We start from the raw sequence: 23,424 nt of genomic DNA, 5'->3' as shown, positions 1-23,424 counted from the left end.
CACAAAGGAGCTGTTGTTCATGGATCAGCGCCAAGGACGCTGTGATCTTCATACGCATAGTCAGGCATCAGATGGAATGCAGCCACCTGCTGATAATGTGAAGCTTGCCAAACAAAAAGGGCTATCTGCGGTTGCTCTAACAGACCATGATACAGTAGCCGGTGTAGCGGAAGCACAGCAAGCGGGAAAAGAGTACGATATTGATGTTGTTGCCGGAGTGGAGATCAGCACTCGGGCTGGAGGCAAAGATATTCATGTGCTCGGGTATTATGTGAATACGGAGGATGAGCAATTCCTGCAACGGTTGCGCGAATTACGAGAAGCGCGAGATGAGCGGAATCATCTGATTATCGCGAAGCTTCAGGAACTCGGGCTTGGTATAAGCTGGCAGGAAGTATTGGATGAGCTGGGACGGCCACTAGAGCTTGACGAGAGTATCGGCAGACCTCATATGGCTGATGTGTTGGTGAAGAAGGGATATGCTGTCGACATGCGGGATGCATTCGATCGATATCTCGCTGAAGGCAAGCCTGGTTTTGTATCTGTACCCCGCGTTGCGCCGAAGGATGCGTGCGAGTGGATCAGAGCCGCGGGTGGAGCCGCCGTGATTGCCCATCCAGGCCTCTATGAAGATGATGAATTGGTACGACGTATCATTGAGGACTGCCGTCCAGATGGACTCGAAGTGTTTCACTCGGACCATGAACCGGAAGATGAGCGCAGATACGCCGAGATGGCTAAAGGTTATGGGTTAATCGAGACTGGCGGATCAGATTATCATGGGGAAAGGCAAGGTGTCGTTTTCCACGGAGATCTGGGTAGCAAGACCGTAACGGTTAATGTGTTGGAAAGGCTGAAGGCAGCTGCCTCAGCAAAAGGGAGTATAAGCTAAACGTGGTAACGCTCCTTATGACTATAATGAATTCTGCCGTTAGTGGGGTACATTTTAGGGACGTTTGAGAATCAAAGGACATGGATCATGCTAGGGATAAACCTGCATGTATTCATGTCCTTTTTTTGTGTCAAAAAGAGTCTATGTAATCGAATAGTTGACCCAAGCGCCGCGTGTAGCTCCAAGACGCTCGAATAATTGCTGTGCTCGTTCATTAGTCACGGCTGTGATCCAGGACATATAAGCACACCCATGTTCACGCGTATATTGCTGGCAGTGTGCAAATAATTTGGCTTCTGCTTCGCCTTCTCTGAATGTTTCCGTAACAAACAGGTCATTCATGATGGCGACACGCTCTGCTTTCATCGTGCTGTAAGTAAAGAACAGGGTGGAAAATCCGATAAGCTTCCCGTCTTGTTCTGCCACGAATTGAGCACCGATCTGCTGATTAAGCAAGTTGTTGATCAAAAGCTGGATGGATTGATCACCGGGCCAGGGATTATTGTAGAACCCCACCACATAGTCATGCATTAATGCAGTCAGTGATTGTAGATCATCAGGTTGAGTTTCTCTGATATGTATGGTCATGGCACACTTCCTTAACAGTAGTTTTATTCGTGAGAATTGAATTATTATACATATAAATGAATTTAAATTCAATTAAAATGATAAAAAAGTTTAATCTCACATATCATTCAAACGAGTAAGGCATCCACAAAAAAACCTGAACCGTTAATTGGTCAGGGGTTTTTTGTGGTTGCTGCTACATCTCTGAACTAATTATTTACACGATAACGAGCTACCTCGGAAGTATAAGCGTGCGCCTTTATCACCGGATTTTCCCTTGAGAAATGGGATCGAAAAAATCTGGGGATAACACCGATTGGAAGGTTGTTCTGTCATCGTAGTGTCAGTGTAAATAATCTTTAATTTACTTATATAGCCTTATCCATTTTTAATGGTGGATGGCAGACTCTTGATTAATTCATCATTTGGCGTGACAAACAAGGTCTTCTGATGATCATAGATGACAAAACCAGGCTTCGCACCACTTGGTTTGCGTACATGACGGATAAACGTATAATCGACAGGCACACTGCTGGACTCCTTGGCTTGGCTGAAATAGGCAGCAAGCTGTGCTGCTTCTTCCAATGTAGCTTCACCAAAGTCCGTACTGCGAATAACGACATGTGAACCTGGAATGTCTTTGGTATGCAGCCAGGTGTCGTTGGAAGAAGCGAGACGATTCGTCACATACTCGTTCTGCAGGTTGTTTTTGCCCACAAGAATGTCAATTCCCTCAGAGGAGGTAAACTGGTGTACGGTCGGACGGTCACTTTTCTTCTTCTTTTTACCCTTTTTATTGCGATCACGAAGGTATCCTTGCTGCACAAGCTCGTCCCGTATTTCCTCAATATCGTTCATGGATGCAATGGATAGCTGCTGTAACAGGTTATCCAGATAGTCAATTTCGTCTTTGGTTTTGCCGAGCTGCTCATGAATGACAGCCAGACTGTTCTTGTATTTGTTATACCGCTTGAAATAACGTTGTGCGTTGTCAGACGGTGTGAGCAGCGGATCAAGCTGAATGGTAATGTTGGCTTGGTCTTCATCGTAGAAGTTCACAAGCTCCACACTCTTGTCCCCTTTGTGGACCTGATGCAGGGAGGCAAACAGCAACTCACCCCATAGTCTGAACTTGTCTGCATCATCGGCTTCCAGCAGATCCTTGTTCAGATTGTCCAGCTTTTTGATATTCTTGCTTCGCTCATTCTGCAGAAAACGGAGCAGATCACTTACTCTCTGTTTAACCGTGTCCCGTTCAGCCTTGTCTCCGTAATAATCTTCCATGCACTTGCTCATTGTGTCATACGTTTTCTCCAAGTCTTGAATGCTCTCAAGATGAACGGCAGAGAAAATCATTTTGCCTTTGGCGTTCATTCCGGTTACAGGCGTGTAGAGATGATCTCTGACAGGACCCATCACGGCTTCAAAAGCGTTCCAGAGTGCATCAACCTCAACTCGGCTCTCACCCTCAACCACAGCCGGAGTGCTCCCTGTGCCTTCAGCAGCAATCCCACGGGCAGCAATCTCTCCTGCAATTAACGGGCTAAGACCGCTAAAGGAGTTCACAAGCCAGCGTGATGCCTCTTCTTCAACGGCATGGTAGCTGTCCTCGAATACTGTACGGCTCACTTCGAGCGGATTACTCTTATGTTGCTCAGGTGGGGCAGTATACGCGAATCCGGGCATGATTACCCGGTAGCTGCTGATGGACGGAGTCACATGATGAATGCCATCCAGAATCGTTCCTGTAACGGGATCAAGCAAAATAATGTTACTGTGACGTCCCATTAATTCGATGATGATCCGTTTAACCGAAACATCCCCGAGTTCGTCGCGCTGGCGCACATCGATGTGGATGATACGTTCCATGCCAATCTGACGGATCTCCTCAATGATTGCACCTTCACAGTGCTTGCGGAGCAGCATGCAGAACATGGGTGCTTCCGTAGGATTAAGGAATGTTTTTTCCGTAAAATGCACACGGGGATATGTTGGGCTTGCCGAAACAAGCAATTTACTATTACCGCGCTGAGCACGCAGTGTGAGAACTACGTCATGACCATTCGGCTGATGGATTTTGCTAATACGTCCACCAATGCAGCCTTGCAGTTCATGAACAATGGCCCGTGTTACGATGCCGTCCAATGCCATTTTTTCCACTTCCTCTCTCTATCGAGCACCTGCATTTATCATGCGCAATGCTTCATCTATATAACTGAAACGTGCAACCAGATATGTAAAAAAACAAGGACTGGATGCAGATTCTTCGTTGCTTGCCTGTTGAACGCTGGAATCGGTACTGCGCAGAACATCGCAGACTTTTATTTTAGCCTATTCTGTCCATCAGGGAAAGGATTCACCTTCCGGGTGCTAATCACAGACCTGTCCGAATACATATAGAGCAGGTAGTTTGTCCGGCATAGTGTACAGCCTGTCGACCAGCACGCCGGTGAAGCATGTGAGCTTATTTAGCAGATGAAATACAGACTGGGAGGGAAACTTGAAGCATGGAACATACCAAGTGGCATCAACTTAGTGATGAAGAGCTTCGTAACACTCTTGGCGTCAGCCCGCAGGAAGGATTGACGGATGAAGCTGTAGCAGAGAAGAGGAAAGTGGTCGGTTCGAATGAGCTGAGTGAGGGGAAACGTATATCTCCGATTACATTGCTCTTGAATCAGTTCAAGGATTTTATGGTGCTGGTGTTGATGGGAGCAACGTTGGTATCCGGATTACTGGGTGAGTATCTGGATGCGGTAACGATTGTGGCCATTATCGTACTGAATGCCATTCTGGGGTTTGTACAGGAATTCCGGGCTGAACGATCACTTCGTGCATTAAAACAGTTGTCTGCACCTCTTGCTAAAGTGCTTCGTTCAGGCCAAGAAGTACACCTTGCAGCCAAACAACTTGTCCCTGGGGATATTGTCATGGTGGAGAGTGGGGACCGCATACCCGCTGATGTGCGTTGGCTGCAAACAAACAGTCTGGATGTGGAGGAGTCGGCCCTAACCGGGGAATCGGTTCCGGTAAGCAAACATTGCCTTCCGATTGCCGATGAGGACGTTCCACTTGGTGATCAGAAGAATATTGGTTTTATGGGCACCATGGTCACTCGTGGTACAGCCAAAGGTGTGGTTATCCGTACGGGGATGGAGACGGAGATGGGCAAAATCGCCGATCTGATCCAGAATACGGAGGAGCAGGAAACACCCTTACAGCACAGGCTGGAACAACTGGGCAAAATTCTGATTTTTGTCGCATTGGGATTAACTATTATGGTTGTCGTCGCCGGCATATTGCACGGACAACCAGCCGTTGGCATGTTCCTGGCAGGGGTCAGCCTTGCTGTGGCTGCCATACCGGAGGGTCTGCCGGCCATTGTAACCATTGCACTTGCACTAGGCGTGCAGCGTATGATCAAGCGTAAAGCCATTGTACGCAAACTACCTTCTGTCGAAACCCTTGGCTGTGCATCCGTAATCTGTTCGGACAAGACAGGCACGCTCACCCAGAACAAGATGACGGTAACGGATGTATGGCTGGAGGGACGCAGCATCAAGGTTACCGGGGATGGTTATGCACCTGAAGGGCAGATGCTGGAGAACGGCCGAATGGTGGAACTAAAAAGTGACCAGTCGCTACGCAGAATGCTTCAGATCAGCGCGCTTTGCAACAATGCGAGTATTGTGGAGACCATTGCAAGCGAGGCGGGAAGCAAGAAAAAGGGCAAGGATAACAAAAAGGACGGCAAGAAAAATACCAAAAAAGATGATTTCAAAGAAGAAACGGTTAAGCGAGAAAATGTATTCTGGGAGTTAAAGGGAGATCCGACGGAGGGGGCGCTCGTCACACTGTCCTCCAAAATGGGGCTTACCCCTGCTGGCCTCAAAGAATTGTATGCCCGCGAGCAGGAGTTTCCGTTTGACTCGGAGCGTAAACGCATGTCGGTCCTGGTTCATCATCAGGGAGGCCGAATGATCTACACCAAAGGTGCGCCGGATGTGTTGATCGGACACTGCAGTTATATTTTGTGGGAAGGTAAAGTCGTACCTTTCACTGGAACGCTGCGGCAGAAAGTGATGGCAGCCAATGAAAGCATGGCCGGAGCAGCACTGCGTGTCCTCGGAATGGCCTATCGTGAAGTGCGGCCGGAAGAAAAAGTGGCTGACGAACACGCCGCCGAGAGTCAGCTTGTATTTGTAGGGCTTACAGGTATGATTGATCCGCCGCGTCGTGAAGTGCGAGATGCAATTGCAACATGCCGCAAGGCGGGGATACGAACTGTCATGATCACAGGTGATCATGGTACAACGGCAGAAGCCATTGCTCATCAACTCGGGATTCTTCCACGCGGTGGTGCTTCTCTAAGTGGTCAGCAGCTGGCAGGCATGACGGATGAGCAGCTGGATAAACAGGTAGAGGGCATCTATGTATTCTCAAGAGTGTCTCCTGAACATAAGCTTCGCATCGTGAAATCATTGCAGCGCAAAGGACATGTCGTTGCCATGACGGGTGATGGAGTGAACGACGCTCCGGCTATTAAAGCGGCTGACATTGGAATCGCGATGGGCATTACAGGAACGGATGTCACGAAGGAAGCTTCGGCGCTTATCCTGAGTGATGATAACTTCTCGACGATTGTGGCTGCCATTGAAGAAGGTCGTAACATTTATGAAAACATTCGCAAGTTTATCCGTTATTTGCTGGCATCGAACGTGGGTGAGATTTTGACAATGTTCTTTGCAATGATGATGGGCTTGCCACTGCCACTTGTACCTATTCAGATTCTGTGGGTTAACCTGGTGACGGATGGTTTGCCTGCAATGGCGCTAGGGGTAGATCAGCCGGAAAAGGATCTGATGGAACACAAACCCCGTGGTGCCAAGGAAAATATTTTTGCCCGCCGACTGGGTTGGAAAATTGTCAGCCGGGGTGTGTTGATTGGGTTATGTACACTCGGAGCGTTCTGGCTTACCCTTCAGGCTGCACCGGATAATCCGGGTCAACTGATCAAGGCACAGTCTGTGGCTTTTGCTACACTCGTCTTGGCGCAGCTCATTCACGTCTTTGACTGCCGCAGTTCGCGGTCGATCTTCCACCGGAATCCATTGCAGAACAAATATCTGGTTCTTGCTGTAATTTCATCGGTTGTACTGATGCTGGTTGTGATGTACGTTGAACCGTTGCAGCCGATCTTCAAAACCGTACCGCTGGGCTTGCGTGAGTGGGCGATCTGTATCGTTGCTGCAGGCATTCCAACGTTCCTTATGGGCGCGGGCAGCGTGTGGGGTGGTCGTCGTAACCGCCGCCGTATGGGTGGTTCTGGCCGCTTCGTACCGAAAAGTACAAAGTTTTCAGCATAAAATCAATACCTTTTCCTTACCTATTTCGTTATGCTATCCTCAAAATGATTCGAAGCGGCAGCTTTGGCATTTTGCAGGATAGCTTTTTTTGTGTAAATATTGAATATGAATTTCTATGGTAATCCTGTAGAAGAGCAAGAATATAGCTTTGGCAGCAGACTGCCAAAAGGAGTGGGCAAGATGATGGAATTTACGAAAATGCATGGACTTGGTAACGATTTTATCGTTGTATTTGGTGAAAAGGAGCTTCCGGCAGATGCTGCAGAATTGGCTGTGAAATGGTGCAACCGTTTCTTCGGCATCGGTGCGGACGGCTTGGTCTATATACTGCCTTCGGAAAAGGCGGACTTTCAGATGCGCATCATGAATTCGGATGGTTCGGAAGCAGAGCAGTGCGGTAATGCCATTCGCTGTGTATCCAAATATGTATACGATCATGGCCATGTTAGCCAGGAGCAGATTACCATTGAAACCATTGGTGCAGGGGTACAACCTGTGAGTCTCAACATTCGTGATGGTAAAGTAGAAACGGTTCGTGTGGATATGGGTGAGCCGATCCTGAACGGTCTTCAAGTGCCTACAACGGTGGATGCCAATCCAGTGGTTGATCACTACATTGAAGCGAACGGACATGCGTTCAAATTCACTGCCGTATCCATGGGTAACCCACATGCCGTTATCTATGTTGATGATGCTGTCAATTTTGATCTCACCACTTGGGGGCCACTTCTTGAAGTACATCCCATGTTCCCCAAAAAAATCAATGTTGAATTCGCAACGGTTCGTGACCGTGGATATGTGGACATGCGTGTATGGGAACGCGGAGCGGGTCCAACACTTGCTTGTGGAACTGGAGCTTGTGCAACACTGGTATCCTCTGTTCTGAATGGACATACAGATCGTACAGCTGTTATAAGCCTCAAGGGTGGGGATCTCCACATTGAGTGGAATGAAGCTGACAATCATGTGTACATGACTGGACCGGCTGAAGTTGTTTTTAAGGGAATTACATCATAATAAGAGAACGGTGTAACCCAAGAGGCCTGCGGGCCTCTTTTTTTGTTAAAGGACAGTGCGTGTCTCCTGTACAGAGACATATTGGGTGTTATGTGGAAAGAAAGTCCTTATGAGCTGGATATTCAACAAAAACCTGTGTTTTTCTTCGTTTTTTAGCGTTTTTTGTGTTACATTAGTATGAAAATGATCACAGCTAGGCGGGGGGAAAAGGGATGAAGGCGGATTTGCGCAAAGTTATGCAGGAACGAGTTCTCATTGGAGATGGGGCCATGGGAACGTATCTGTACCAAATGGGATTCCCGGTAGGGATTTCATATGAAGAGCTAAACTTGATTTCACCTGAAGTGGTGGCGGAAGTACATCGCCGTTATCGGGACGCAGGTACAGAGATATTTGAAACGAATACGTACTCTGCCAACTATGACAAGTTGTCCAAGTTTGGTTTGGAGTCCAAGGTGGAGGATGTGAACCGGACCGGCGTTCGTATTGCCAAAGAAGTGGCTGGAGCTAACGGTTATGTTCTTGGTGCAGTAGGCTCTATTCGCGGCGGCAAGCGGACAAACGTCTCCACAAGTGAACTGAAACGCTTTTATCAACAACAGATCTTTGCACTGCTTGATGAAGGCGTGGATGGTATTCTGCTTGAGACCTTCTATGATATCGAGGAAATGGATATTGCCCTTTTGCAAGCGCGCAAGCTAAGTGATCTACCCGTGATTGGACAGTTCGCGGTAGAGGATGTAGGACACACACTGGACGGATATACAATGCCCGAAGCATTCCGGATCATGCGGGAGCAGGGTGCGGACGTGATCGGTTTTAACTGTCGCTCAGGTCCAAACGGAATTATGCGTGCCATGGAAACTGTCTCCGGACGTATTGGTATTCCAATGTCTGTCTATCCGAATGCGGGTGCAGCAGATTATGTGGATGGTCAGTTCCGTTATGGTGCGACTCCGGAGTACTTTGGTCAGACGGCAGTGCAATTTGCGGAACTCGGTGCTCGTATTATCGGCGGTTGCTGTGGTACAACGCCTGATCATATTACCGCCATGAAAGAGGCGCTTGCAGATTACGTACCTTTGCCTATTTTGGAGCCTGATCCGTCAGAATCCAAACCGCGTATTGTGCTGCATGAACATGTGGATGAGCGCTCCGGACGTGGAGGACAGCCTACGATTGTTGATCTGGTCAAGCAGCGTCACACGGTCATTGTTGAACTTGACCCGCCGCGTGACTTGGACATTGCCAAGTTCATGAAAGGTGCCGAGACACTAAAAGCAGCAGGTGCAGATGCTCTGACACTGGCGGATAATTCTTTAGCGGTTACACGAATGAGTAACATGGCACTGGGTCACCTCGTTCAGGATCGCACGGGCCTCCGTCCATTGGTGCATATAGCCTGCCGTGACCGGAATCTGATTGGAACGCAGTCCCACATGATGGGGTTTGATGCTCTGGGCATTAATCATGTACTCGCTGTCACAGGTGATCCTGCAAGATTTGGCGATCTGCCTGGTTCAAGCTCGGTATACGATCTGACCTCTTTTGAAATCATACGCATGATCAAACAGTTGAACGATGGGGTGGCCTTCTCGGGTAAACCGCTGAAGCAAAAAGCTGGCTTTGTCATCGGAGCGGCATTTAATCCCAATGTGAAATATTTGGATAAAGCTGTACAACGTCTGGAGAAGAAAATTGCCTCTGGTGCAGATTACATCATGACACAACCTGTCTATGACCCGGAGTTGATTGTGGCAATGCACGAAGCGACCAAACACCTGGATGTGCCTATTTTTGTAGGTGTAATGCCACTGGCAAGTGGACGGAATGCAGAATATCTGCACAACGAAGTTCCCGGAATTCAGCTTTCGGATGAAGTGCGTTCCCGTATGTCAGGTCTGGAAGGCGAAGAGGGCCGTGCGATGGGAGTAAAAATTGCCAAGGAACTGCTGGACGTAGCAACAGCACATTTCAAAGGCATCTATCTTATGACACCGTTTATGTTCTACGGCATGACGGCCGAACTGACTCAATACGTATGGGAGAAGTCGGAGCATCAATGTCCTACTTGTTTCAACCCTAATAATCAATTACAATAGTAAAACGGATGTGATGCCGATGTCATTCAGTATGACCGGATACGGTCAATCCGCCTTTCATTTTGGCGGCTATAAGGTACAATTAGAGATCAAATCTGTTAATCATCGTTATTGCGAAGTGATGATGCGTCTGCCAAGAGAGTGGACGTATTATGAAGACGGTTTGAGGAAAATCGTACAGAGTCGTTTGAAACGTGGGCGGATTGATGTTTATGTAATGAAAGAAAAAGAGGAAGACCAGGCTCTTCCCGCTGTTCTGAATGAACAGACGGTCAGGGCCTATCTGCAGGCTGCAGAGCAACTGGAGACCCAATATGGAATGCAAGGCAAACCAAGTATTGTGGATATGCTTGGGCTGCCGGACGTCATGGTTCATTCGGATGGGACAAGTTCCATTCCCGAAGAGCAGAAGGACGAATGGGAGCGAGTTCTGCAGGAAGGATTGAAAGAGGCTCTGTCCAGCCTTGAACAGATGCGCGCTCGCGAGGGTCTTCATCTGGCCAGTGATCTGGAACGGCGTATTACCCGTCTGGAGTCACTGCATACCGAGATGCTTGATCTTGCACCGACTGTGGTAAGTGATTATCGCAACAAGCTAAGACAGAGGCTTACGGAAATGCAGGAAGAAGGCTCTTTCCCTTTTGATGAGCATAAATTGGGTATGGAAATTGCAATGTTTGCCGATCGTTCTAACATAGAAGAGGAGCTTACGCGTCTACTGAGTCACTTTGGACAGAGCAGGGAACTGCTGAAAAGTGATGAGCCTGTAGGTCGTAAGTTGGACTTTCTAATTCAAGAGATGAATCGGGAAGTCAATACGATTGGATCAAAAGCCAACCATTTGGCTCTGGTGAATCGTGTTGTCGAGATGAAGGCGGAGCTGGAGAAGATTCGTGAGCAATCTGCGAATATCGAATGAACGGCCAAATTTCGGCAAAAGAGTCGCATGTATAGGGGGAAGAACCTGATTATGGCAATCAAACTCATTAACATTGGATTCGGTAACATCGTATCGGCGAACCGGATTATATCCATCGTGAGTCCGGAATCGGCGCCGATCAAGAGAATTATACAAGAGGCAAGAGATCGTCACATGCTGATTGATGCAACGTACGGAAGACGTACTCGTGCCGTAATTATTACGGATAGCGATCATGTCATTTTGTCTGCAGTTCAGCCTGAGACGGTCGCCCATCGTCTTTCTTCGAAAGATGATGATAACGACGAATAAAATGGAGTGTAATATGTCTAAAGGATTACTGGTAGTGTTGTCCGGCCCATCTGGGGTCGGGAAGGGTACTGTATGCAGCGCTTTGCGCAAACGGGTGCCGGAATTGATCTATTCCGTATCGGCGACAACCCGTCAGCCTCGTCTGGGTGAAGAACATGGTGTGAACTATTTCTTCAGAAGTCATGAAGAGTTCCAGAACATGATTGCTGAAGATCAATTGTTGGAACATGCGGAGTATGTCGGTAATTATTACGGAACACCGCGTGATTTTGTAGAGAAAACGATTAACGAAGGCCGTGACATCATTCTGGAGATTGAGGTTCAAGGCGCGTTAAAAGTGAAAGAGAAATTCCCGGAAGGCATCTTTGTTTTCCTGCTTCCTCCTTCATTGGACGAGCTGAAAGATCGCATTCAGGGCCGTGGTACCGAGAGCCAAGCGACCATTGATCACCGGATGTCCGTGGCGGTTGATGAGATCAGTCTGCTGGAGCAGTATGATTATGCTGTTGTTAATGATGAAATTGATTTGGCGTGCAAGAGAATAGAAAGCATCATAATCGCCGAACATTGTAAGATCAATAAATAATCCCTTTTGCCGCTGCAGAATGCGATATAAGTGGGGCAGTTGTCATATCATGTACTGAAGCACCCCTTCTGGGAATGCTAGGTGAGAAGACATGTCACACAAGTTCTGTCAGGCGGCAACTTGCGATTATACTAATGCGAAGAGGTGTTTGTTAATATGCTGTATCCTTCTATTGATGAAATGATGAACAAAGTCGACAGCAAGTATTCCCTTGTTGTTGCTGCTTCCCGCCGGGCTAGACAGCTACGTGAAGGTGAAAAAACGGATTTAAGAGGTGCGAGATCCCATAAACAAGTTGGCGTTGCACTGGAAGAAATCTATGGAGACCTGCTCGTTGTCATCAAAGGACAGGACGAAGAAGAAGAGTAAGCCGCCTGCGGCTGCTCTTCAACTGCATACGGCGTAAGCCGGATTAATTGACAACCGCGAGGTTGTTATTTTTTTACGAATAAGCATATTTCAATGAACTCATTGTTTAGACGTCGTATAAATATCGGGGGAAATAAACATGTTGAACGGTAAAAAAATCGTGCTTGGTGTAACAGGCGGCATAGCCGCTTACAAAGCAGCAACATTATGCAGCAGACTGGTGCAAAAGGGAGCGGATGTTCATGTCATTATGACAGCTTCCGCTACACAGTTTATTACCGAATTAACGCTGCAAACGTTAACCCGAAACACCGTATATACTGATACATTTGATGAGCGTGAGCCAGCAGTCGTATCTCATATTCATCTGGCTGATCTGGCTGATCTTGTTCTGGTTGCCCCGGCTACCGCCAATGTGATTGCCAAGATGGCATATGGCATGGCAGATGATATGCTCTCAACGACTCTTCTTGCCACCACAGCCCCTGTCATGATTGCTCCAGCTATGAATGTACATATGTATGATCATCCAGCTGTAAAGCATAATATGAACCTGCTTGTTGAACGGGGCGCCATGATGATTGAACCGGGTGAAGGTCTGCTTGCGTGTGGATATGTAGGCAAGGGACGTCTGGAAGAACCGGAGAGCATTGTGGATGTGGTGGAACGTTTCTTTGAAGAGCGCGAATCTGCAGACCGTACAAGGAAGGAACAAGCTTCCCTATTACAAGGCAAGAAGGTTGTTGTTACGGCTGGAGGTACGATTGAGCGCATTGACCCAGTACGATACATTACGAACGATTCGTCTGGCAAAATGGGATTTGCCATAGCTGCAGCTGCGCGTGATCTGGGGGCCAATGTGAAATTGGTCATGGGCAATACACAAGCCAAGCCACCGGAGAACGTTGAATTGATCCCTGTGCAGTCAGCACAGGATATGTATGAAGCCGTAACACGCGAGTGGGACGATGCTGATATCGTGGTTAAGGCGGCGGCTGTTGCCGATTATCGCCTTAAGGAAGTTTACACCGAGAAGATCAAGAAGAAAGGCGACACGTTGTCGCTCGAACTTGTTAAAAATATAGATATTCTTGAAACGCTGGGCAAACAGAAAACCCATCAGTTTTTGATTGGTTTTGCTGCGGAGACTCAGTCCGTTGAGATGTATGCACGTGAGAAATTGGAACGGAAAAACTGTGATCTGATCGTAGCCAATGACGTAACCCAAACGGGTGCAGGATTTGGAACAGACACCAATGCGGTACATATCTATGACCGGGAAGGTTTGGTGGAGGAGCTTCCAGTGATGGCCAAGGACGATGTGGCTCATCGGTTGCTCCGGATTGCGGCGGAGCGCATTGCCGGGAGGAATTAGGATATGGAGATTGCCAAGGTCATTGTTGATGTTCCCGTGAAGGATACAGACCGACCGTTTGATTACCTGGTACCTGAATCGATGAGGGAATGGATCGAGATTGGCAGCCGGGTGGGTGTACCTTTTGGACATCGGACGGTGCAGGGATTCGTGATTGATCTTGTGCCGCGTACCGGAGAGGAAACATTCAAGCTCAAGCAGATTCAGGAGTTATTGGATATTGTCCCCCCATTGTCAAAGGATTTGGTTGAATTGGCCGAATGGATGAGTGGGCGTTATGCCAGTAACCGGATTCTGTCATTGCAGGTCATGGTGCCGACCGCATTGAAAGGGAAAGCAGAGCGATACATCTCGCTGGGAGATGCACTTGATGGACAGATGGCGGTTGCACAACCGGATGATGAGGTGTTATTTGTTTGGGGAGAAGAGTCTACGACCGAGAAAGTGCAGCAGGATATCATCCGTTTTGTCAAAAGTCGGGGTCAGGTCCCGCTGCAACAACTGAGTCGAAAATATCCTAATCATGCTGCACTAATTAAGAAATTATTGCTTGGTGGCGTGCTGCTGGAGAGTCAGGCTATCAAGGACAAGTTGAATAAAAAAACGATGAAGTCCGTTGATCTGGCTGTAGATATTGCTGCTGCTCAGGAAGCACTTGCTTCATTCCCGGCGAAAGCACAGCGGCAGAAGGAGATTCTGGCTTTTTTGCTGGAAATGAAAGAACTGCTGCCCATGCCGATGAAAGAAGTGTTATCCACACTGCAGGTTTCGGCGGCGACAATTAAGGGACTTGAGGAAAAGGGATTAATCGTCACCGAGGACGTTGAGGTCTTTCGTGACCCTTATCAGGGCAGGAAGTTCCAAGCAACGGAACCGCTGCTTCTGACCGATGAGCAAAAGCGTGTTTACGACAGTATCAATGGCCGATTGCAGGAACAACGCCACGGGGTATTCTTGTTACATGGTGTCACAGGCAGCGGCAAGACGGAAGTCTACCTTCAAACCATTCAACAATGCATCGAGCAGGATCGGCAGGCCATCGTACTGGTGCCCGAGATTGCATTGACACCACAGATGGTGGAACGTTTTAAAGGGCGATTCGGCGACCAGGTTGCGGTCATGCACAGTCGTCTGTCTGGCGGTGAACGTTATGATGAATGGCGCAAGATTCGTGAAGGTCAGGTGAAGGTTGCGATTGGGGCGCGTTCAGCCGTATTTGCTCCATTCAGTCGGCTTGGGTTGATCATTATGGATGAGGAGCACGAGACTTCCTACAAACAGGAGGAAACTCCGAAATATCATGCCCGGGATGTAGCGGTTAAAAGAGCACAGCAGCACCAGGCCGTGGTTGTACTTGGTTCAGCGACACCTTCGCTGGAAAGTTACTATGCGGCACGCTCGCAGAGCAACGATAATTTTGCACCACTCTTGCTGGAGATGCCAACACGGGCACTGGGTAACAAGCTACCCGAGGTGCTTATCGTTGACATGCGCGAAGAGTTGAAGGATGGTAACCGCTCCATGTTCAGCAGAGCTTTGCACAAAGGGCTGGAGGAGCGCTTGGAGCGTGGTGAACAGACGGTGCTTCTGCTGAATCGCCGTGGATATTCGACCTTTGTCATGTGCCGCAGTTGCGGATATGTAGCAGGTTGTCCGGAATGTGATATTTCATTGACGTACCATCAGCGCTCCAATAATCTCCGTTGTCATTACTGCGGGTATGCGGAAGCGGCTCCGGAAGTATGCCCGGATTGTGGAAGTGAGCATATTCGATACTTTGGTACAGGTACACAAAGGGTCGAAGAAGAGCTTGCGAAGCTCTTTCCGGGTATTCGGGTCATACGGATGGATGTGGATACAACAACGGAAAAAGGGGCTCACGAGAAGCTGCTGAAACAGTTTCGTGAGAAAAAGGCTGACGTATTGCTTGGCACCCAGATGGTTGCGAAGGGACTCGATTTCCCTGATGTGACTCTGGTTGGCGTGATAACAGCGGATTCAGCATTGAATTTGCCTGATTTTCGTGCTGCCGAAAAAACGTTTCAGTTATTAACACAGGTAGCTGGCCGAGCTGGTCGGCACCAATTGCCTGGTGAGGTGTTTGTTCAGTCCTATACGCCGGAGCACTACTCTATTGGCCATGCGAGTAAGCATGACTATGTGTCGTTTGTACGTGAGGAACTGCTGCATCGTCGCAATTTACAATATCCGCCATACTGTCGCCTCATTCTGGTGACCTTTTCGCATGAGCAGCTTCCGGTATTGATTCGTCTTGCCGAGAACTACACGCGGATACTGAAAGAGAAGGCTAATGCGGCCGGATGGCTCGGCAGTCTGGATCGATTCAGTAATGAGGCCTTTGATGTATTAGGGCCGGTAGCGTCCCCGATTCCTCGGATCAAGAATAGATACAGATTCCAATGTATGATAAAATGGCGGGGGGATGTAGACGCCATAGGACTCGCTCTGGCAACGGCCCGGCGTATGGACGATGACGTTCAGGCGCAAAAATTGCTTATTAGTCTGGATGTAGACCCGCAAATGTTAATGTAAGCATTTTGCAGCAATGCGGATGTAAACAAGCGGTATAAACATAGATTAAAATGAATACCCCAAAAATACAGAATATCGTCCTGAAATTATGATGAGGATTAGGAAGGTGCTTACAACATGTCGATTCGCATTATCGTGCAAGAACCAGATGAGGTGCTCCACAAGAGAGCCAAAGAAGTAACCAAAATTACACCGAATGTACAAAAGTTGCTGGATGATATGGCGGATACTATGTACGATGCGGAGGGTGTAGGTCTAGCTGCGCCGCAAGTTGGTATTTTGAAACGTCTGATTGTTATCGATGCAGGTGATGAGCAAGGGCTGATCAAGATGATTAACCCGGAGATCATTGCAAGTGAGGGAGAGCAATTCGGACCGGAAGGTTGTCTGAGTATCCCTGGAATTAATGGTGATGTTCGCCGTTTTGAGACCGTTACGGTTAAAGGTCTGGATCGTGAAGGCAAAGAGTTGATTATTACGGGTAGTGGCTTGCTGTCCCGTGCATTCCAACATGAAATTGATCATCTGGATGGTGTACTCTTTACGGATGTCGCCGAGAAAGTGTACGAAATTGCAGCCGAACAAACGGGACCGCGTCGTAATTAAGGAGTGATCGATTTGAATATTGTTTTTATGGGAACACCTGAATTTGCAGTTCCTTCTCTAGATATGCTGATTGCAGAGGGATACGATGTGGTGGGTGTGGTGACTCAGCCTGATAAACCGCAGGGACGCAAAAAAGTACTTACGCCAACACCGGTTAAGGCCGCGGCAGAACGCCACGGTCTGCCTGTGTTTCAACCCGTTAAACTGCGTGATCCGGAAGCGGTAGCCCGCTTGGCTGAATGGAAGCCGGACCTGATCGTGACTGCCGCTTTTGGTCAGATTCTGCCCAAAGCCGTGCTGGATATGCCTGTTCGCGGTTGTGTGAACGTGCATGGCTCTCTTTTGCCGAAATATCGGGGAGGAGCTCCAATCCAACGTTCCATTATTAACGGGGAATCCGTGACAGGAGTCACATTGATGTATATGGCTGAAGGCCTGGATACCGGAGATATGATCTCGCGTGTGGAACTGCCAATTACGGATGAAGATACATCAGGATCGATGTTTGATAAATTAAGTGAGGCTGGTTCCAAACTGCTTCAGGCAGAAATGCCACGATTGATTGCAGGCGAGACAACGGCCGTCCCGCAGGATGATGCCGAGGCTTCGTATGCTCGCAATCTGACTCGGGATGACGAGAAGATGGACTGGAGTCGTACTTCACGTGAATTGTTCAATCAGATCCGCGGCCTTGTGCCGTTTTCGGGTGCATTTACGATGTGGGAAGATCAGGTCTTCAAAGTCTGGGCTGCGGCTAAACCCGTTCAGGCGGATCTGGAAACTTCTTCGGATGCTGGACAAGCAGAGCCGGGAACGGTGCTGCAATTGAACAAGGTCGGGATTGAAGTTCGTACAGGCAATGGTTCTCTCTGGTTGACTGAGGTGCAGCCTGCAGGCAAAAAGGTGATGAAGGCCGCTGACTTTGCCCGTGGCGGTACATTGAAACCTGGAACGGTGCTGCGATGAGTGGTAACACACCGGGTCGTTCGTCGGGAAAAGGTCATAAAGCTAATGGAAATCCATCTGGGCGCGAAGGAAACCGCCATCCGAATTCGGGAAAGTCGGGTGGTGCATCTCGCTCCCAGAAACCCAAAACATCTGCTCGTGCATTGGCAGTCAAGGTTCTGAGTGCTGTTGAGCAAGATGGGGCATACAGTAATCTGGAGTTGAACCGTCGTCTGAAAGAGGCTGAGCTGAGCCCTGCGGATGCTGGACTAGCTACCGAATTGGTGTATGGAACAATCGCTAGATTGAATACACTTGACTATTATCTGGAACGTTACGTCGCCAAAGGAGTATCGAAACTGCAACCATGGGTTCGCAGTCTGCTGCGGATCAGCGTATATCAGATGATATACCTGGATCGTATTCCGGAGCATGCCGTGGTGAGCGAAGCGGTTAATCTGGCGAAGAAACTGGGCCATCAGGGAATCTCGGGAATGGTGAATGGTGTACTGCGCAATATGATTCGCAATCGGGATGAACTTCGTATTCCAGAACATCTGCCTGTTGCCGAACGTATTTCACTGGAGCATTCCCACCCGTTATGGATGGTTGAACGCTGGATCGCCCATTATGGCGAGGAGACAGCGGAAGCCATCTGTCGTGCGAACAATGAGCCTCCAGCAGTGAGTGTCCGAGTCAATACAACAATGACCACGCGGGAGAAACTGATGCATGAGATGGCAAGCACAGGTGCAGTCGTTGAAGCTTCTCAGTTGAGTTCCGATGGAATTCTTGTACGCAGTGGTGGGAATATGGCACTAACGTCCTGGTATCGGGACGGCTTGTTCTCTGTACAGGACGAAAGTTCCATGCTCGTAGCTGAAGCAGTTGCGCCTGAAGAAGAACAGCTTGTATTGGATTGCTGCGCAGCTCCAGGTGGTAAAACAGCTCACATGGCTGAGAAAATGCACGATCGTGGTCGTATTGTCGCTAACGATGTACATGCTCATAAGCGCCAGTTGATCCTGGATCAGGCGGAGCGTCTCGGTCTGAGCTGCATTGATGCTGTAACTGGAGATGCTCTTGATCTGAACGAGCGGTATCCGGAAGCTTCGTTTGATCGCATTTTGCTGGATGCGCCATGTTCCGGCCTGGGTGTTATTCGACGGAAACCCGATGTGAAATGGACCAAATCCGTAGAAGATATTGAAGATATCGCAGGCTTGCAGCGTGAACTGCTTGATCGTGTTGCACCGTTGTTAAAACCAGGTGGCATTTTGGTTTATAGCACATGTACGATTGAGCCTGCTGAGAATGAAGATATGGTTGCAGACTTCTTGAATCGACATCCGGAATATAGTCCAGCAGAAGCATCCGTCTGGTCTGAATCGGAGATAGCGAACTTGAAGGTTGTGAACGGAGGCATTCAGATTTTGCCACAATACGCTCACAGTGACGGATTTTTCATCGCACGGTTGACAAAAATAGCGGAATAACAGTTTAATAGAGCACGGAAGCATGACCGCCGAGGGGAACTTCGGCGGATTTCTTTGTGATGGGACTTCAGCATAATGGTCAGAGAAAAGTGATGACAGGGTGCGATGGCGGCATTGAGGTGTTATAATGCATGAAGTACAGATATCAAGGGTATACATGGATGTAACGTGGTCTTTGTGATAGAATAGGACGAATGGAACGAAAAGAAGCAAGCCAAACGAAAAGAAAAGAAGGAATAGGTGTTGACAACAAAATGAAACCTTTTATATATGATTATTCTCTGGAACAATTGCAGCAATGGGCTGTGGAGAACGGGGAGCCGGCGTTTCGCGGTGGTCAAATCTTTGACTGGATTTATGTAAAACGCGTGAATGATTTCAGTGAAATGACGAATCTGTCCAAGCCATTGCGTGAAAAACTGACAGAGCAATTTGAATTCGTAACGCTTAAGGAAATTACAAAATTTGAATCCAAGGATGGAACGGTTAAATTCCTCTTTGGTCTTCATGATGATCATGCCATTGAGACCGTAATTATGAAGCATAACTACGGGAACAGCATCTGTGTAACCACACAAGTTGGGTGTCGTATTGGTTGTACGTTCTGTGCATCTACATTGGGTGGACTCAAACGTAACCTTACGGCTGGGGAGATTGTTGCCCAGGTTGTACAGGCTCAGAAAATTTTGGATGAACGCGGCGAGCGTGTCAGCAGCATTGTAATCATGGGTTCGGGCGAACCTTTCGAAAACTATGAAGCAACGATGACTTTCCTGCGCATTATGATCCATGAAAAAGGACTGAACATTGGTCAGCGGCACATCACGGTATCAACGAGCGGAATTGTTCCGAACATCTACAAGTTTGCGGATGAAGATACACAGATCAACCTCGCCATTTCGATCCATGCACCGAATGATGCACTGCGTTCGAAATTGATGCCGGTTAACCGTCGTTTTCCTTTTGAAGATGTAATGGAGTCCCTTCGTTATTATCTGGCCAAAACAGGTCGGAGAATTACGTTTGAGTATGCACTGATTGGTGGAGTAAACGATCAGCCAGAGCATGCAGCAGAACTGGCAAGTGTGCTTAAAAACATGTTGTGCCACGTGAACTTGATTCCGGTTAACCATGTACCTGAACGCAAGTACGTAAGAACATCGAGAAGCGACATTTTCAATTTTCAGAAGATTCTCTCGGAACAGGGTGTTAATGTAACCATTCGTCGTGAACAGGGACATGATATTGCTGCCGCTTGCGGTCAGCTTCGTGCAAAGCATATGGAGTTGAGGTGAGAACGTTTTGATCAAAACAGTTCATGTGAGCCATATCGGACGAGTGCGTTCGGTGAATGAAGATTCAGCCTGGATTCGTAATCTCGATACAGGATATATTCTGGGTATTGTTGCCGATGGCATGGGTGGACATCTTGCAGGGGATACGGCAAGCCGCCTGGCAGTGGAGACGTTGGTACAAGATTTGGGAACACTGGAACCAGGTCTTTCGCATGCGTCTCTGTCTGCAGCTCTAAGCGATGCTATTTTGCATGCCAACGAAGTTATCTTCCGCACGGCATCCACAGATGACAAGTATCACAACATGGGAACAACCGTGGTTGCGGCATTATTGAACGATACGGAAGGTGTTATTGGACACATCGGTGATAGCAGAGCCTACAAAATTGCGAACAAAGCTGTGATCCAGCTAACCGAGGACCATACACTGGTGAATGAATTGTTCAAAAACGGTCAGATCAGCAAAGAGGATGTGTCCCATCATCCACGTCGCAACGTACTGACTCGTGCGCTTGGAACAGATGCCGAGGTGAAGGTAGACCTGGATACCGTCAAGTTGGAGGAAGGCGAAGTTCTTCTCCTGTGCAGTGATGGTCTCAGTAACCTGGTCAGCAATGAGCAGATTATTCAGGTTGCCGGCAATCTGGAACTGGCATTGGAAGATCGTGCAGACCGACTGCTTCAGTTGGCTTTACTTGCTGGGGGAGATGACAACATCACGGTTGCCTTGTTCGAGTTGCAGAAGGATGGTTCCGTGAATACGGAAACGGGGTGTGAGTCATGATTGGGCACCAGCTAGGCGGACGCTATGAAGTGATTGAGCGTGTCGGCGGTGGCGGCATGGCTCTTGTGTACAAAGCCCAGGATCTTCTGTTGAACCGGAATGTAGCGATTAAAGTTCTAAGACAACAGTTTGTGCATGACGAAGAGTTTATTCGCCGTTTCCGCAGGGAAGCACAATCGGCAGCATCACTGTCTCATCCGAATGTAGTTAGCATTTATGACGTGGGGCAGGAAGATGACGTTCATTATATTGTCATGGAGTATGTGGAAGGCAAAAACCTGAATGAAATTATTAAAGAGCGTGCCCCTCTGCAGGTGGACGAATCCGTGCGAATTGCTTCACAGATTGCAGATGCTCTTGATCACGCACATCATAATCAAATCATTCATCGGGATATCAAACCGCATAATATATTAATTGGCCGGAATGGCCGCGTGAAGGTAACGGACTTCGGGATCGCCCGTGCAGTTACATCTACAACGATTACGCAGACGGGTTCCGTAGTTGGTTCTGTACATTACTTCTCACCGGAACATGCCAAAGGCATCGTTACTGGTGAGAAATCGGACTTATATTCTCTTGGGATCGTACTTTACCAAATGCTTACTGGGCAACTTCCGTTTCTAGGTGAAAGTCCAATCAGTGTTGCATTGAAGCATTTGCAGGAAGAGTTCGATGAACCACGCAAATTCAATCCGTTGATTCCGCAAAGTGTGGAAAATGTCATCTTGAAATCCATGCGTAAAAATCCGCAGGAACGTTATCAGTCGGCCAAGGAAATGCAGACCGATCTGGAAACTTGCCTGATGCCGGAGAGACGTAATGAAACGAAGATTGATTTTCCGGATGAGGATGATATAGACCAGACCCGTGTTATGCCAGCCATCAAGCCTGAACCGCGCGGAGTTACATCGACAGGTGCGGTGCCAGTGATGGGGTCTGACGAAGAGACAGGCAAGGGTAAAGCGAAAGCTAAGAACTGGAAGAAACCAGCACTACTCATTTCATTAACCGTTCTTATTCTAATCGCCATGGTGGGCGTTGTATGGTATGTCAAGGGTATGCTGGTTGTACCTGAAGTTACCGTGCCTAACGTGATCACCCAGACGGAAGAAAAGGCTCGCGAAATGCTTGAGGAGAAAGGACTCGTCGTCAGTGATGAGGTCATCCGTCTCTATCAGGAAGGGGTCGAACCTGGTATTGTCTTTGACCAGAGCAGAAAAGAAGGCGATGTCGTCAAAGAAGGTTCTGAGGTCCAGATCAGTGTAGGTGCAAAAAAAGAACTGGTGAAGATGATTGATGTCAAACAGGAGACTTATGATGAGGCTGTCAAGAAGCTGACTGCGCTTGGCATCAAGGAAGATCAGATTCAGCGGAAAGATGACTTCTCCAATGATGTGACTTCAGGTTCTGTTATTTCCCAGACTCCTGGCGTCAATGAGGAATTCGATCCAGAGGCCGTTCAGATTGAGTTAACCGTAAGTAAAGGTCCCGAAACGGTCAAAATGCCTGATCTGAAAAATAATACCCGCAGTGAAGCCGAAGAAAAACTGAAATCTGCTGGACTTGTGCTTGCTCAGGTGCAGGAAGAACTCAGTTATACGGTGGAAAAAGGAAAAGTGACGCAGCAATGGCCTGTGGAAGCGGGCGCAGACGTACGTCCTGGCGATAAGATTACAATCTTTATTAGTTCAGGGTATCCACCTGAAGCGCTGCAATATGATTTTGATATCATTGTATCACCCAAAGAAGAGGGCAAAAACAGTAAAATCCGTATCACATATGAAGACGCACGCGGCAAGAATCAGGAATGGGGAACACGCACCGTGAACTCAACCCAGACCTTGACCATTCCGCTTGTGCTGGCTCCAAATGAAAATGGGGCTGTGTCCGTATATCGTGATGGGCAGTTCCTGGATACGTATCTTGTCTCTTACAGTGAAGCCAAAAACGGAACAGTAAATGTACCTTCCATTGACCCGGAACCAAGCACGGAGACGCCGCCAGAAAATGAGCCTGATCCAGGTCAAGGCAGTGTTGATGAGGGCAGTGGTGACCCCAATCAGGAAGGTGAGCCTGAGTCCACACCGGCAGACGGTGAAGGTGACAGCGTAGATGAAGACACTTCTGCCATGAATAAGGGTAAGGAGCACGGCAAGGAAAAAGAGAAGAAGAAAAAGGAAGTCATTAACGCATCAAGCCGTCCATAAGGGCGGCTTATGCTGGCGTCTGGATTAAAT

At 48.2% G+C, this 23,424-nt stretch carries 18 protein-coding genes; 16 read left to right on the top strand and 2 right to left on the bottom strand.

Annotated features, from left to right (window positions below; translation table 11 throughout):
* Positions 1-19: 19 nt before the first annotated feature.
* Entirely contained in the window at positions 20-892 is an 873-nt protein-coding gene (locus AB4111_RS15520) for a PHP domain-containing protein (protein WP_442032275.1), read from the top strand.
* Positions 893-1,033: 141 nt separating this feature from the next.
* Here AB4111_RS15520 and AB4111_RS15515 read toward each other — a convergent pair whose 3' ends face one another.
* Both AB4111_RS15515 and AB4111_RS15510 read right to left on the bottom strand, forming a co-directional pair.
* Complete coding sequence (locus AB4111_RS15515; RefSeq protein ID WP_442032274.1) at positions 1,034-1,480, bottom strand: GNAT family N-acetyltransferase; 447 nt, start codon at positions 1,478-1,480, stop codon at positions 1,034-1,036.
* 357 nt (positions 1,481-1,837) lie between these two features.
* The gene (locus tag AB4111_RS15510; RefSeq protein WP_442032273.1) at positions 1,838-3,610 is read right to left on the bottom strand and encodes an Rqc2 family fibronectin-binding protein; all 1,773 of its coding nucleotides are present in this window, start codon (positions 3,608-3,610) and stop codon (positions 1,838-1,840) included.
* Positions 3,611-3,966: 356 nt separating this feature from the next.
* On the opposite strand from AB4111_RS15510, the gene AB4111_RS15505 reads away from it, so the two are divergent.
* From AB4111_RS15505 to pknB, 15 genes are all read left to right on the top strand, one after another.
* Positions 3,967-6,825, top strand: coding sequence for a cation-translocating P-type ATPase (locus AB4111_RS15505; RefSeq protein ID WP_442032272.1), 2,859 nt, complete (start codon positions 3,967-3,969; stop codon positions 6,823-6,825).
* Positions 6,826-7,008: 183 nt separating this feature from the next.
* Positions 7,009-7,842 carry a diaminopimelate epimerase gene (dapF, locus tag AB4111_RS15500; protein WP_076251213.1) on the top strand — a complete coding sequence of 278 codons (834 nt, stop codon included), beginning with the start codon at positions 7,009-7,011 and terminating at the stop codon, positions 7,840-7,842.
* 212 nt (positions 7,843-8,054) lie between these two features.
* Positions 8,055-9,944 (top strand): bifunctional homocysteine S-methyltransferase/methylenetetrahydrofolate reductase, encoded by a 1,890-nt coding sequence (locus AB4111_RS15495; RefSeq protein WP_442032271.1) that lies wholly within the window; start codon positions 8,055-8,057, stop codon positions 9,942-9,944.
* Positions 9,945-9,963: 19 nt separating this feature from the next.
* Complete coding sequence (locus AB4111_RS15490) at positions 9,964-10,863, top strand: YicC/YloC family endoribonuclease (RefSeq protein WP_442032270.1); 900 nt, start codon at positions 9,964-9,966, stop codon at positions 10,861-10,863.
* A 51-nt stretch (positions 10,864-10,914) separates the two neighbouring features.
* Entirely contained in the window at positions 10,915-11,175 is a 261-nt protein-coding gene (gene remA, locus AB4111_RS15485; RefSeq protein WP_006209218.1) for an extracellular matrix/biofilm regulator RemA, read from the top strand.
* Positions 11,176-11,188: 13 nt separating this feature from the next.
* On the top strand, positions 11,189-11,761 hold the full coding sequence (gene gmk / locus AB4111_RS15480; RefSeq protein ID WP_017687445.1) for a guanylate kinase: 573 nt from the start codon (positions 11,189-11,191) through the stop codon (positions 11,759-11,761).
* 156 nt (positions 11,762-11,917) lie between these two features.
* The gene (gene rpoZ / locus AB4111_RS15475; RefSeq protein WP_036614619.1) at positions 11,918-12,130 is read left to right on the top strand and encodes a DNA-directed RNA polymerase subunit omega; all 213 of its coding nucleotides are present in this window, start codon (positions 11,918-11,920) and stop codon (positions 12,128-12,130) included.
* Between the two features lie 139 nt (positions 12,131-12,269).
* Positions 12,270-13,505, top strand: coding sequence for a bifunctional phosphopantothenoylcysteine decarboxylase/phosphopantothenate--cysteine ligase CoaBC (coaBC, locus tag AB4111_RS15470; protein ID WP_442032269.1), 1,236 nt, complete (start codon positions 12,270-12,272; stop codon positions 13,503-13,505).
* Between the two features lie 3 nt (positions 13,506-13,508).
* On the top strand, positions 13,509-16,058 hold the full coding sequence (priA, locus tag AB4111_RS15465; RefSeq protein WP_442032268.1) for a primosomal protein N': 2,550 nt from the start codon (positions 13,509-13,511) through the stop codon (positions 16,056-16,058).
* 117 nt (positions 16,059-16,175) lie between these two features.
* The gene (gene def / locus AB4111_RS15460; protein WP_442032267.1) at positions 16,176-16,664 is read left to right on the top strand and encodes a peptide deformylase; all 489 of its coding nucleotides are present in this window, start codon (positions 16,176-16,178) and stop codon (positions 16,662-16,664) included.
* 12 nt (positions 16,665-16,676) lie between these two features.
* On the top strand, positions 16,677-17,630 hold the full coding sequence (gene fmt / locus AB4111_RS15455) for a methionyl-tRNA formyltransferase (protein WP_442032266.1): 954 nt from the start codon (positions 16,677-16,679) through the stop codon (positions 17,628-17,630).
* Complete coding sequence (gene rsmB / locus AB4111_RS15450) at positions 17,627-19,105, top strand: 16S rRNA (cytosine(967)-C(5))-methyltransferase RsmB (RefSeq protein ID WP_442032265.1); 1,479 nt, start codon at positions 17,627-17,629, stop codon at positions 19,103-19,105. The genes fmt and rsmB overlap by 4 nt, the downstream gene beginning before the upstream one ends.
* A 254-nt stretch (positions 19,106-19,359) precedes the next feature.
* Positions 19,360-20,400, top strand: coding sequence for a 23S rRNA (adenine(2503)-C(2))-methyltransferase RlmN (rlmN, locus tag AB4111_RS15445; RefSeq protein WP_036614609.1), 1,041 nt, complete (start codon positions 19,360-19,362; stop codon positions 20,398-20,400).
* 7 nt (positions 20,401-20,407) lie between these two features.
* Positions 20,408-21,184: a Stp1/IreP family PP2C-type Ser/Thr phosphatase gene (locus AB4111_RS15440; RefSeq protein ID WP_442032264.1), complete on the top strand. Its 777-nt coding sequence runs from the start codon at positions 20,408-20,410 to the stop codon at positions 21,182-21,184.
* The gene (pknB, locus tag AB4111_RS15435; protein WP_442032263.1) at positions 21,181-23,394 is read left to right on the top strand and encodes a Stk1 family PASTA domain-containing Ser/Thr kinase; all 2,214 of its coding nucleotides are present in this window, start codon (positions 21,181-21,183) and stop codon (positions 23,392-23,394) included. Before AB4111_RS15440 ends, pknB begins: the two co-directional genes overlap by 4 nt.
* Positions 23,395-23,424 lie beyond the last annotated feature (30 nt).

The sequence above is a fragment of the Paenibacillus sp. 2KB_22 genome (assembly GCF_052115745.1).
In the GTDB taxonomy this organism is placed as follows: domain Bacteria; phylum Bacillota; class Bacilli; order Paenibacillales; family Paenibacillaceae; genus Paenibacillus.
The sequence above is the reverse complement of the archived record's forward strand: the minus strand, read 5'-3'. Positions and strand labels throughout refer to the sequence as shown.